The sequence below is a fragment of the Microbacterium plantarum genome, from assembly GCF_035231185.1.
GTDB lineage: Bacteria > Actinomycetota > Actinomycetes > Actinomycetales > Microbacteriaceae > Microbacterium > Microbacterium plantarum.
The window spans coordinates 2,495,182-2,507,471 of the sequence record NZ_CP141117.1 but is presented as its reverse complement, the minus strand read 5'-3'; the positions used below and the strand labels follow the sequence as shown (position 1 = coordinate 2,507,471).

Sequence of the window (12,290 nt, the reverse complement as noted above, 5' to 3'; positions counted from 1 at the left end):
ATGACCACGGTTCTGCGGGTCGTGCTCGACCAGCTGGTCGATGTCGTCGACGCCGATTCCTCCGAGGCGTCCCTCGAAGTGGCGCGCGCGCTGATCGCGACGGCGCCGGCGCGATGCGAGGTCGCTGCGGTCGTCCCCTCGGACGCCGCGGAGGCGGCTGCTGGGGTCGGCGGCCTGGCCCAGACCGTCCGAGCCCCGTTCCCGCGGACCGGTCTGCTGGCCTCCTGGCCGATGGGAATCCCGGGAGGCGTCGCGGGAGGGCTGCTGCATGCGCCGACCCTGCTCGCGCCGCTCGTCAAGCATGATCGGGCTCATGACAACGAGCAGACCGTCGTCACGCTGTGGGACCTCGCGGTCTGGGACACGCCCGCACTGTTCCCCCGCGCGACGGTGCTCGCGCACCGCGCGCTGCTCAAGCGCGCCGAGAAGCACGCGGACGCCGTCATCGTCCCGGCGCATGCCACCGCGCATCGCCTCGCGGAGATCGCCCCCAAGCTCAGCGGCCGGATCCGCGTCATCCCCGGGGCCGCGCCCGCCGACTTCCGCGTTCCCACCGACGCCATCGGGCGGCGGCGCGAGCTCGGCGTGCCCGACCGGGCGGCGGTCGTCGCGGGCGGCACGGAAGAACAGCTCCGGGCCGTGCTGGCCTCCATCGCCGGGGAGCAGACCTCCAGCATCGTCGTGTTCGACGAGCCGGCCGACGTCGCGAGCGCCATCGCCGAGTCTGGGATCGACCGCGGCCGGGTCATCGTGCCCGGCCGGCTGGATGCTGCCGACCGCGCTGCCGTGCTCGACGCGGCCGTCCTGCTGATCGCGCTCTCGGACGGATCGGGGTTCCCCTGGCGGGCCGTGGAGGCGATGGTGCTCGGGGTGCCCGTCGTGGCCTGCGACTCGCCCGTGCATCGCGAGGTGCTGCTCGACGGGGCACGGATCGCGCCGTTCGACGAACTGCGGGACGCGGCGGGGGAGGTGCTCTCGTCGCCCGACGAACTGCACCGGTGGGCCGTGCGCGCCGGCGACCGCGGCCGCGCGTTCTCGTGGCGCGATCACGCCGAGCGGGTGTGGGCCCTCCACGCCGAGCTGTGACGCAGGCCTCGGGTTTCTCCTCCTAGGGTGGACGTATGCCCGCACGCGTAGGAGTCGTCATCCGCACGGCCGATCGACCCGAGTTCCTCGCCCGGGCCCTCGCCGATGTCGCCGCTCAGACCTTCGGCGACCGACGGATCGTCGTGGTCAACGATGGCAGCGATCGGGCCGCTGTCGAGGCCGTGGTCTCGGCCTCTGCCGTCGCCGACACCGTGACGGTGCTCGACTCGCGGGCCCCGGGCGGCCGATGCGCCGCGGCGAACACGGGCGTCGACGCTCTCGACACCGAGTTCGTCGTCATCCACGACGATGACGACTTCTGGGCGCCGGAGTTCCTCGAGCGCACAGTCGCCTTCCTCGACGACCATCCGGACGACTCGGGGGTCGGGGTCGCGACGGCCATCGTGTACGAGGAGAAGCGCGCCGGACGCTGGGTCGAGACGGGGCGCGTTCCGTTCTGGGCGGACCTGACGGCGTTGCGATTCATCGACCTGCTCGAGGTCAACCGGGCGGTTCCGATCTCGCTGCTCTACCGTCGCGCGTTGCACGAGCAGGTTGGTCTCTACGACGAGTCGCTCGAAGCCGTCGAGGACTGGGAGTTCTATCTCCGCGTCCTCGCCGTCGGGACGCTCGGCTTCATCGGGGGAGCGCCGCTAGCCTTCTGGACGCAACGTCCGAGCGCGTCGGGTGCCGAGGGAAACAGCATGTTCGCGCTGGAACATCTGCACGACCGCGACGACATGGTCGTTCGCGATCGCGAGCTCCGCGCGTGGGTGGCCGACAACGGCGCGGGGCTGCCGCTCTACTTGGGCGCCATGGAGCGGCGCATCGTCGCTGAGGTGCGGAGCGAGGTCGAGTCGCTGCGGCGCGAACTGCGGGATCAGCGGGCTGTCATCCGCACCGAGATCGATGCGCACCAGCCGATCTGGTCGCGGCTACGTCGCCTGCGCCGCCGGATGTCGCGCTGAGTGCCGCCGTAACGGACGGATGACGAAACGGCGTGGATGCCGTCTGAATCAGGCGATGGCCGCAGAATGAATGCGTGACTTCTCCCCGCGCGCGCAGAACAACGTCATTGGCGACCGCCACGAGCGTCCGCCTCTTCGGAGGCCTCGTGGTCGGGATGCTGGCTTTGAGTGCCTGCGCCACGCCCGTCGGTGGCGCAATGACACCGACGCCGACTGCAACGCTCGAGAGCCCGACGCCCGAGCCGACCCCGACTCCGGATGACGCCGCGACCCCCGACGTGCCCATGCCGACCGAAACGGTCGAGGTGGACACCCCCTACAACGGTGAGGTCCTCATCATCACCGCCGAGCAGCGGGGCGCGGCCCTCGAGGTGACGGCGATGGTCCCAGGCGTCAGCGAGGATGACGGAACCTGCACGCTCCGCGTCGACGGCGTCGATGTGGCTTCGATCACCAGCACAGCCGGTAACGGCGTCACGTACTGCGGCCTCATGTCTGCCGACGTCGCGTCCGACTCCGCGGCGACGCGGTTCGATGTTCAGTACGAGTCCTCGTCGACGCGGGCGCGTTCCGCCGACTCGAGCGTCGAGTCGAGCCAGTGAGCGCGCGCCGCAGCATCCGCTCGTCCGTCGCGGTTCTCGCGGCATGGGTGTGCGCCGTCGCCCTGCTCGTCGCAGCACCGGTGGCACTGTCGTCGTCGATCGCTCCGGCACCGGCAGCCGCGGCCGCATCCGGCGCGGACTTCAACCCGGGCAACATCATCAGCGACGCCGCGTTCTACGACTCGAACGCGATGGGTTCGCCTGAGATCCAGGCGTTCATGGAGCGCCAGGTGCGGTCCTGTTCGTCGGGTTACACGTGTCTCAAGGACTACCGCCAGAACACCGACACCCGTCCGGCCGATCGCTACTGCAACGGGTACGAGGGGCGTGGTAACGAGAGCGCATCGACGATCATCGATCGCGTCGCCCGCTCGTGCGGCATCAGCCAGAAGGTCATCCTGGTGCTCCTGCAGAAGGAGCAGTCGCTTGTGACGTCGACCGCGCCCTCCGCCAGAGATTACGCGGCGGCTACCGGGCAGGGCTGCCCCGACACGGCTCCGTGCGATTCCGCGACGCTGGGCTTCTTCTACCAGGTGTACTACGCGGCCCGGCAGTACAAGATCTACAAGGCTTTCCCGCGGGACTTCGGCTACCAGGCCGGCCGCTGGAACAACATCCTGTACCACCCGTACAACAACTGCGGTACCCAGCGCGTCTACATCGAGAACCAGGCGACGGCCGGTCTCTACATCTACACGCCCTACGTGCCCAATCAGGCCGCGCTCAACAACATGTACGGCGAGGGCGACACCTGCTCCTCGTACGGAAACCGCAACTTCTGGCGGCTCTACACCGACTGGTTCGGGTCGACGCAGCCGCCCGCAAACCCATCCGGACCGTTTGGCAGCGTCGACGCGGTTCAAGCGAGGCCGGGGTCGTTCGAGGTCTCGGGTTGGGCTGCCGACCCCGATACCAGCAACCCCATCGCTGTCCACGTATATGTGAACGGCGTCGGCTACGCCTTCACGGCAGACGGCGACCGTGCCGATGTCGGCGCTGCGCTTCCGCACCTGGGGTCTCGTCATGGCTTCTCGGTGACGGTCCCTGCCGCGGCAGCGGGAATGAACGACGTGTGCGTCTACGGCATCAACGTGGGACCAGGGGGGAACTCCCAGATCGGGTGCGCGAAGGTGGCCGCTCTCACGGGGTCGCCAGTCGGGAATCTTGAGGCGGTCTCCGCGACCGCGGGAGGAGTCACCGTCGGAGGCTGGGCGCTGGATCCCGACACCCGTGAAGCCATTGATGTCCATGTCTACGTAGGGTCGACGGGAACGGCTCTACGCGCCGACGCCAACCGTCCTGACATTGCTTCCGCCTATCCGCTCTACGGTGCGGCCCATGGGTTCGGCGCGACTCTGTCAGCTGCTCCCGGCACCTATGACGTTTGCGCATACGCGATCAATACCGGTTTCGGCGGCAATGTATCCCTCGGATGTCGCAACGTCACGGTCACGGCGCCCAGCGATCAAGGTCGGGCACCGTTCGGCGTCTACGAAGAGCTGTCGGCCGACGGTCAGACGCTCACGGTGAGCGGCTGGGCGATCGACCCGGACACCATCGCCCCGATTCGCGTCCGCGTCGACGCGGGAGGGAAGGTCTCTACGGTCACCGCCGACAACGCGCGAGCGGACGTGGGGGCGGCATACCCCTCGTTCGGATCTCAGCACGGGTTCGTCTCGAAAGTCCAGGTTCCCGTCGGAGAAACGCGCGTCTGCGTCACAGCACTGAACAACGGACGCGGTGGTGATACTTCTCTCGGCTGCAAAACCATTACGGCACGGCTCCCCGATCTCGGGCGTGCGCCGGTCGGGGTGCTCGAGGGCGTCACCGTCCGCGGCACCACGGTTGCAGTGAGCGGCTGGGCATTGGATGAGGACACTTCGGATCCGATCTCGGTGCACCTGTACGTGGGATCTCGGGGCGTGGCGTACAACGCTGATCTGCCCCGCGCTGACGTCGGTGCTGTTTACCCTGCCCAGGGGGCGAATCATGGCTTCTCCCAGGTCATGAACGCTCCGCCCGGACGTTCGGACGTGTGCGCCTACGCGATCAACAACGGAGCCGGCGGCAACACCCTGCTGGGCTGCAGGACCATCGTTGTAGGGACGAACGAGAAGCCGCCCTTCGGAAATCTCGAGGCAGTGTCCGTGACGGGAAGGAACATCGTCGTCGACGGTTGGGCCATCGACCCGGACACTCCCGACCCGATCGCGGTGCACGTCTACATCAGCGGAGCCGGAACGGCGCACACCGCAGACCGGACCCGAGCCGATGTGGCTGGCGCCTACCCGTCTGCGGGGGCGCAGCACGGATTCTCGATCAGCCGCCCGGTCTCACCCGGGACATACGACGCCTGCGTCTACGCGATCAACAACAACGGGAGCGGACCCCACACGCTGTTGGGTTGCCGTCAGGTCCGGGTGCCGTGACGGGAGGCGCTGTTCGCCGATCAGCGGCGAACAGCGCCTCGACGGTTCAACCGCGGATGTATCGTGCGAGAGCTTCTCGCCAGTTGTCGCCCGCGAGCGCCGCATTCTCCCGCAAAGTCCCGTTCGCGGGGCGAGGCGAGACGGCCCGGCCGGCATCGGCGAAGAACGAGGCCGTAGTCACAGCGGACACGCGGTCGGCGTCGTGGCCCGTCAGCTCGAACACCGCCGCCGCGACCTCCCGCCAGCTGACCGGTGCGCCGGTCGAGGTGACGTGGTGGACGCCGTACGGCACGTCGCCTGCGAGGAGGCGCCGGATGGCGCGGGCGATGTCGTCGGTGAAGGTCAGACGCCCGATCTGGTCGTCGACGACTTTTGGATCGATGCCTCGCTCGGCGAGCGACGCCATCGTCCGTACGAAGTTGTTGCCGTCGCCGATCACCCAGCTCGTACGAACGATGTAGTGGCGCGGAACGACGGATACGACGGCGTCCCCGGCGGCTTTCGTCTGCCCGTACACACCGAGCGGTGACACGGGGTCGTCCTCGATGTAGGCGCCGTCTTTCGTTCCGTCGAACACATAGTCGCTCGAGACATGGACGAGCGTGATGCCGTTCGCGGTCGCGACACGTGCCAGCGCGGCGACCGCGGTGACGTTGGCCGCCCAGGCGTCGACGCGCCCCTCGGGAGTCTCGGCGAGGTCGACCTTCGTGTACGCGGCCGCGTTGATGATCGTGCTGTAGTCGCGCCACCGGCGCGCGGAGGCCAGATCGGGCGAGGTCAGGTCGAGCTCGTCCCGCCCCGCGTACTCCATCCACGGACGATCGCCGAACTCGGCGCGCAGTGCCCGGCCGAGCTGGCCGTTCGCGCCGGTCACCAGGATGCGCTTCGGCGGCATCGGAACCACCTCGGGAAGACGCGGGTGGTTCTTGTCCTTCTCGCTGATCTCGACCTGATCGAGGGGGATCGGCCACTCGATCGCGGCGGTCTCGTCGGCGAGGTTCAGGAACGTGTAGGTCGCGTCGGCCGACCAGTGGTCGTTTACCAGGTATGTGTACGCGGTGTCGGGCTCGAGGGTCTGATACGAGTTGCCGACGCCGCGCGGGACGAAGATCGCGCGCGAGGGATCGAGTTCGGTCGTGTAGACGGCGCCGAAGGTCGGCCCCTCGCGAAGGTCGACCCAGGCGCCGAAGATGCGGCCCGTGGCGACGGAGACGTACTTGTCCCAGGGTTCGGCGTGGATGCCGCGGGTCGTGCCGACCGCGTCGTTGAACGAGATGTTGTTCTGCACCGGACCGAAATCGGGCAGGTCGATGCCCGACGCGGTCATCTTCTCCCGCTGCCAGTTCTCCTTGAACCAGCCGCGTGAGTCGCCGTGCACCGGGAGGTCGAGGACGACGAGCCCCGGGATGGGGGTCTCGGTGACCGTGAGCGCCTTACCGAACTCGATGGCCACGGGTCACTGACCCTTCGAGGCGTAGAAGGCTTCGACGCCGTCCTTCGCGGGCGCCCACCAGTCCTCATTCTCGCGGTACCAGTCGATGGTCGCCTTCAGGCCGGCCTCGAAATCGTCGTAGCGAGGTGTCCACCCGAGCTCGGTGCGGAGCTTGGTGGAGTCGATCGCGTAGCGCAGGTCGTGGCCGGGGCGGTCGGTGACGTGGTCGTACGCGTCCGTGGGATTACCGGTGAGCGCGAGGATCAGCTCGACGACGGTCTTGTTGTCCTTCTCCCCGTCGGCACCGATGAGGTAGGTCTCGCCGATGACGCCCTTGTCAAGGATCGTCAGAACCGCGGACGAGTGGTCGTCGGCGTGGATCCAGTCGCGCACGTTCTCACCCTTGCCGTAGAGCTTGGGTCGGATGCCACGCAGGACGTTGGTGATCTGGCGAGGAATGAACTTCTCGACGTGCTGGTACGGCCCGTAGTTGTTCGAGCAGTTGCTGATCGTCGCCTTCACCCCGAACGAGCGCACCCAGGCGCGCACGAGCAGGTCGGAGCCGGCCTTCGTGCTGCTGTAAGGAGACGAGGGGTTGTACGGGGTGTTCTCGGTGAACCGTGCCGGGTCGTCGAGCTCGAGGTCGCCGTACACCTCATCCGTGGAGATGTGGTGGAACCGCTTGTCGTGCTTACGGGCTGCTTCGAGCAGCGTGTAGGTGCCGACGATGTTCGTGTCGAGGAAGGGACGCGGGTCGTGGAGGGAGTTGTCGTTGTGCGACTCCGCGGCGTAGTGCACGACGGCGTCGACCTGACCGAACAGCTCGTCCACGAGCGCGGCGTCGGCGATGTCGCCCTCGACGAGGCGCACCCGATCGTCGGGCAGGCCCGCAAGGGATGCGGCGTTGCCCGCGTAGGTGAGCTTGTCGAGCACGATCACCGTGTGATCGGTGTGGTCGATGACGTGGTGAACGAAGTTCGAACCGATGAACCCGGCGCCGCCGGTCACAAGAAGCCTGGACACGCCTTCAAGGCTAATAGGCGGGTGCGCGGTTTGGTGCGCCGGACGGCGTGGGGGAAACTTGTCCCATGCGCGGCATCATTCTGGCAGGCGGTACGGGATCACGTCTGCATCCGATCACTCAGGGGGTCTCGAAGCAGCTCGTGCCCGTGTACGACAAGCCGATGATCTACTACCCCCTGTCGACGCTCATCCTCGCGGGCATCCGGGACATCCTCATCATCACCACACCGGACGATGCTCCGCAGTTCGCCCGTCTTTTGGGCGACGGCTCAGCGTTCGGCGTTTCCATCACGTACGCGCAGCAACCCCAGCCCGACGGGCTCGCGCAGGCCTTCGTTCTCGGAGCGGACCACATCGGCGGCGACTCCGTCGCGCTCGTTTTGGGAGACAACATCTTCTACGGTCAGGGGATGGGCACACGCCTCCGTCAGTACAACGACGTCGACGGAGGCGTAGTCTTCGGCTACTGGGTCGACGACCCCTCCGCGTACGGTGTCGTCGAGTTCGACGACACGGGTCGGGCGATCTCGTTGGAGGAGAAGCCGGAGTCGCCGCGGAGCAATTACGCCGTTCCTGGTCTCTACTTCTATGACAACGATGTGGTGGGCATCGCCCGCGACCTCCGCCCATCCCCGCGGGGGGAGTTGGAGATCACGGACGTCAACAGGACGTACCTGGACGCCGGGCGGCTCACGGTCGAGATCCTCCCGCGAGGCACAGCTTGGCTGGATACGGGGACGTTCGATTCCCTCAGCGAAGCGACGGAATTCATCCGGACCGTGGAGAAACGACAAGGACTCTCTATCGGTTGCCCCGAAGAGGTCGCGTGGCGGATGGGCTTCCTGTCAGACGATGAATTGCGCGACCGGGCCTCGAAGCTCGCGAAGAGCGGCTACGGGGCGTACCTGCTCAAGGCGCTCGCACAGGGGACAGGTGCGCCGCATTGAGCCGCGCAAGTGTTCCGGCCGCGTTCCCGGTCGGTGGGCGGCGCGGCGTTGTCTACAGCGTTCCGGCTCGACGAGGGCGCATCGCTGAGGCAGCGGTCTACGCCATAGAACGGCTGCGCCAAGAGTCCGATGAGATCATCCTGGTCACGGGACCGCTCGACGATGCCACGCGAAAGCGGATGGAGACACTCGTCGACGACGTGGTGGAGGACACGGGCGCTGTCTCGGGTCTCTGGGGTGCGCGACGCGGCCTGGCTTGCTGGGGTCGCCGCGTCGAGGATTTCGATGAGATCGTCGTGACGGGCGACCGTTGGTTCGGTCCCGTGGGCGAACTAGGCCCGACTTTCGAGCGCATGGATCGGCGAGCGCTCGATGTCTGGTCGATCACCGACCGTCGGCATCCCCGGCGATTCGACCGTTCGGAGGGGCGTGACGGCGCGGTCGAACTGAGCTCGTACTGGCTCGCCGTTCGCCGGCGTGCGCTGCAATCCTCCGTGTGGCGCACATTCTGGGACACGTTGCCCGCGATGCCTGACGCCCCTCATGATGCTCGTCGCGTCGAATCGGAACTGTCTCACCGTCTCATGAGGTCAGGATTCCGGGGTGGCGCTGCGTTCCCGAGCGATGACTATCCTGCCGAACACCCCGAGATGTTCAACGCCGAGCTGTTGATCGCTGACGGTTGCCCGGCCGTGGTCCGAGAGGTCTTCGACGGCTACCCGTTGTTCTTCGATCAGCACGCGATCGTCGGAAGGCGGATCGCGGCAGCGATGGGAGACCATGGCTATCCACTCGACCTGCTGTGGCAAGACCTGGTGCGCACCATGCCGCCGAAGTCACTGCACACCCAGGCGGCGATGATGGAGGTCCTGCCCGAATCCGGTTCGGACGCCGGGCCCCCCGAGCTCGCCGTCGTCGGTGTCGTGCAGGTCGTCGAGACCGACGACCTGCACGAGGTATTCAGCCGTCTCGCGTCCGTTCCGGGCCTTCGGCGGGTCGTGTGCAGCTCTCCGGACGAAACGCTCGCGCCGGCGATCGACGAGGCGTGGCGAACGCATGGAGCAGATGGGGTGGTGCTGACAGTCGTATCAGCGCCGGGTCGCCTGTTCGATGACGTGTCGATCGTCTTCGACCTCTGTCACGATGACGTGTTCGGCGGTGGGGCGGACGTCGTCATCGCGCTGCACACCGGTAGCCGCGCGGAGCACACGATGAACGCACGGCGCTATCTCCGCAAGCAGCAGCTCGACTGCCTTCTAGCAGGACCCGACTACGTACGGAACCTGCTCGATCTCTTCCGCCGGGAGCCGGGTCTGGGTATGGTCTTCCCGCCGACTCCGCACATCGGGGTCTCGAACCTCGGCTCAGGGTGGCTCGGCCTCCGCGATCGTGCGCGGGATCAGCTTCGCGAGATGGGTGTCGACGTGCCGCTCGACTGGGCGTCGCCCCACGCGCCGCTGGGTGGCATGTGGATCGGGCGTCCGGAGGCGCTCAGTGGCTTGGCCGGTCGTGCATGGGCGGCGGGGCGAGAGGGCAGCGATCTCCACCGGAGGCTTCTGACCTACGTCGCTGCCGAGGCGGGTTATCACACGCGGACCGTCGCAACCGCCGAGCATGCGGGACTCAGCCATGGGTCGTTGGAGTACGTCGCGGATCACATGGCGATGACCTCGTACGGGTATCCGGCGGGCTACACCTCGATGCTCCACCGTGCCGGTGACGTCGGTTCCGGCCAGGGTCGGGACTTCGCGCGGATGTACCTTCGTTATCGAGCACCGCGGGCGCTGGCGCTGACTCGTCTCGCGGCATGGGTCCTGCGTCCCGCCCGGCCGATCGTGCGCGTGATCCGGCAGAGAATGAGGAGAAACCCGTGACGGATGCGGCCAATTCGCCGGGCGAGCCGAAGAGGTTCCTCGAGGGGGATCGACGCGCGGTCGTGTACGTGATCTACGACAAGCGCGGTCGCGTCGATGACTTCGTCCTCCATGCGCTGCGGGCACTGCGGGAGCATGCCCAGCACATCGTCGCCGTCGTTAACGGCGAACTGCTCCCCGAGGCTCGTGAGGCCCTTCGGGATGTCGCGGACGACGTGCTGCAGCGGGAGAACACCGGGCTCGACATCTGGGGGCAGAAGGCCGGGCTCGATCTGCTGGAGAATCGGCTGGCCGAGTTCGGGGAGGTCGTCCTGACCAACGACACCTGGTTCGGCCCGGTTCGTCCGTTCGCCCCGATCTTCGAGCGTATGGATGCCACCGCCGTCGACTTCTGGGGTCTCACTGATCATCCTCGCGTCGAGGTCGATGAGTCGTGGACGGGCGAGGTGATTCCTTACCACCTTCAGTCCTTCTGGATCGCTGTCAGGAAACGCATGTTCTCGTCCGAAGTGTGGCGGGAATACTGGCGAGACCTCCCCGTCCTCGACGATTGGCGGGAGGCCGTCACTCGCCACGAAGTGACCTTTACCGAGCACTTCGCCTCGCGTGGGTTCACCCATGAGGTTGGGTTCCCCTACGCCGACTACGACACCGAGAATCCGTCGATATTCAACGCTGACGCGATGCTGGATGCAGGATGCCCGGTGGTGAAGCGCAAGCCGTTCTTCTTCTGGCCGATCACCATGGACCACAACGCTTCCATCGGGCGGTGGACCCTGGAGAAGGTGGAGCAGTACGGATACCCGCGCGAACTGATCCTGCCCAATCTCGCCCGGAACTCGCCGCCTCGGGACCTGGCAACCGACATCGGGGCATTGGAGATCCTGCCGGATCGGGCGTTGCTGTACGACGAGTCGTCGTCGCTGCGGCTGGCCGTCGTCGCGCACATCTACTACGTGGACATGACGGAGGACATGTTGCGACGTGCGGACATGATGCCGGGGCCGTACGACCTCATCATCACCACTCCGGATGCCGGACGCGCCGAAGCGATCGCCGACGTGGTCGCGAGGTTCCCGCGTGAGGGGCGTCGCGTTGACATCCGTGTCCTTCCTTCGAACAACGGTCGTGACCAAAGCGCGTTTCTCATCGGGTGCCGCGACGTCATCATGGATGACCGGTATGACGTCCTGGTGAAGATCCACACCAAGCGGACGCCGCAACAGGGTTACGCCGTCGGACAGCATTTCGCATCTCAGCAGCTCGACAACCTGCTCCCGAACGCTGGCTACGTGGCGAACCTCATCGGCCTGTTCCAGCGCGAACCGACGCTGGGCCTCGTCTACCCGCCGATGATCCACATCGGTCATGGCACCCTTGGTCATGCCTGGTGGGGAAACCGTGAAAGGTTCATCGAGGTCGCCGAACAGCTGGGGATGCGCGTTCCGCTCGACAACGGGTCGCCGCTCGCCCCGTTCGGATCCATGTACGCTGCTCGTCCCCGCGCCCTCAGAAGTTTGGCGGAGCGCCCGTGGCGCTACGAAGACTTCGGAGGAAAGAACGCGTACCGGGATGGCGGCCTGGCGCACGTGCTGGAGCGCATGCCGTCTTACGTCGCCGCCGAAGACGGCTACCACACACGCCACGCCCTGACGGCCGAGTACGCCGCGCTGAGCCACACCTCGCTGGAGTTCAAAGTGGACGAGATGGCTGCGACGATTCCGGGATCGCTGCGAGACAAAGTGATCTTCATCCACCGTGCAGGATGGATGGGAACCGGCCGGCTCAGCGACTTCATTGCGATGTACCGGCGATACCACGGTCGTGACCGCGATCCCGAAACGGGTCGACTCCGCCGGCTGGACCGCATCCTGCGTTGGCTGAGCGACCGCGCCATCCGCTCAGCCGAGGCCGCGTAGAATCTTAAGC

At 66.9% G+C, this 12,290-nt stretch carries 9 protein-coding genes; 7 read left to right on the top strand and 2 right to left on the bottom strand.

Annotated elements, in window-relative coordinates:
* The 4 genes from VC184_RS12195 (at position 1) to VC184_RS12180 (ending at position 5,085) form a co-directional block, all read left to right on the top strand.
* Positions 1-1,086, top strand: coding sequence for a glycosyltransferase (locus VC184_RS12195; protein ID WP_323986391.1), 1,086 nt, complete (start codon positions 1-3; stop codon positions 1,084-1,086).
* Between the two features lie 35 nt (positions 1,087-1,121).
* Positions 1,122-2,054 (top strand): glycosyltransferase family 2 protein, encoded by a 933-nt coding sequence (locus VC184_RS12190; protein WP_323986390.1) that lies wholly within the window; start codon positions 1,122-1,124, stop codon positions 2,052-2,054.
* Positions 2,055-2,251: 197 nt separating this feature from the next.
* A complete protein-coding gene (locus VC184_RS12185) occupies positions 2,252-2,656 on the top strand; it encodes a hypothetical protein (protein ID WP_323986388.1) in 405 nt (134 codons plus the stop codon).
* Positions 2,653-5,085, top strand: a complete 2,433-nt coding sequence (locus tag VC184_RS12180) for a hypothetical protein (protein WP_323986386.1) — start codon at positions 2,653-2,655, stop codon at positions 5,083-5,085. The genes VC184_RS12185 and VC184_RS12180 overlap by 4 nt, the downstream gene beginning before the upstream one ends.
* A 46-nt stretch (positions 5,086-5,131) precedes the next feature.
* Here VC184_RS12180 and VC184_RS12175 read toward each other — a convergent pair whose 3' ends face one another.
* Positions 5,132-6,538, bottom strand: a complete 1,407-nt coding sequence (locus VC184_RS12175) for a bifunctional dTDP-4-dehydrorhamnose 3,5-epimerase family protein/NAD(P)-dependent oxidoreductase (protein ID WP_323986385.1) — start codon at positions 6,536-6,538, stop codon at positions 5,132-5,134.
* A gap of 3 nt (positions 6,539-6,541) precedes the next feature.
* Complete coding sequence (rfbB, locus tag VC184_RS12170; protein ID WP_323986383.1) at positions 6,542-7,540, bottom strand: dTDP-glucose 4,6-dehydratase; 999 nt, start codon at positions 7,538-7,540, stop codon at positions 6,542-6,544.
* Between the two features lie 65 nt (positions 7,541-7,605).
* Here rfbB and rfbA point away from each other — a divergent pair, with 65 nt between their 5' ends.
* Genes rfbA through VC184_RS12155 form a run of 3 tightly spaced genes read left to right on the top strand, consistent with a single transcriptional unit; the run spans position 7,606 to position 12,280 of the window.
* Positions 7,606-8,487 (top strand): glucose-1-phosphate thymidylyltransferase RfbA, encoded by an 882-nt coding sequence (gene rfbA, locus VC184_RS12165; RefSeq protein WP_323986381.1) that lies wholly within the window; start codon positions 7,606-7,608, stop codon positions 8,485-8,487.
* Positions 8,484-10,361, top strand: a complete 1,878-nt coding sequence (locus VC184_RS12160) for a rhamnan synthesis F family protein (protein ID WP_323986379.1) — start codon at positions 8,484-8,486, stop codon at positions 10,359-10,361. Before rfbA ends, VC184_RS12160 begins: the two co-directional genes overlap by 4 nt.
* Positions 10,358-12,280 carry a rhamnan synthesis F family protein gene (locus VC184_RS12155; protein WP_323986377.1) on the top strand — a complete coding sequence of 641 codons (1,923 nt, stop codon included), beginning with the start codon at positions 10,358-10,360 and terminating at the stop codon, positions 12,278-12,280. The genes VC184_RS12160 and VC184_RS12155 overlap by 4 nt, the downstream gene beginning before the upstream one ends.
* Positions 12,281-12,290: the final 10 nt, after the last annotated feature.

What these genes read in the sequence shown, in the direction of transcription:
- VC184_RS12190 (WP_323986390.1), top strand. Translation starts at nt 1,122, where the DNA reads ATGCCCGCACGCGTAGGAGTCGTCATCCGCACGGCCGATCGACCCGAG.
- VC184_RS12195 (WP_323986391.1), top strand. Translation starts at nt 1, where the DNA reads ATGACCACGGTTCTGCGGGTCGTGCTCGACCAGCTGGTCGATGTCGTC.
- rfbA (WP_323986381.1), top strand. Translation starts at nt 7,606, where the DNA reads ATGCGCGGCATCATTCTGGCAGGCGGTACGGGATCACGTCTGCATCCG.
- VC184_RS12185 (WP_323986388.1), top strand. Translation starts at nt 2,252, where the DNA reads ATGACACCGACGCCGACTGCAACGCTCGAGAGCCCGACGCCCGAGCCG.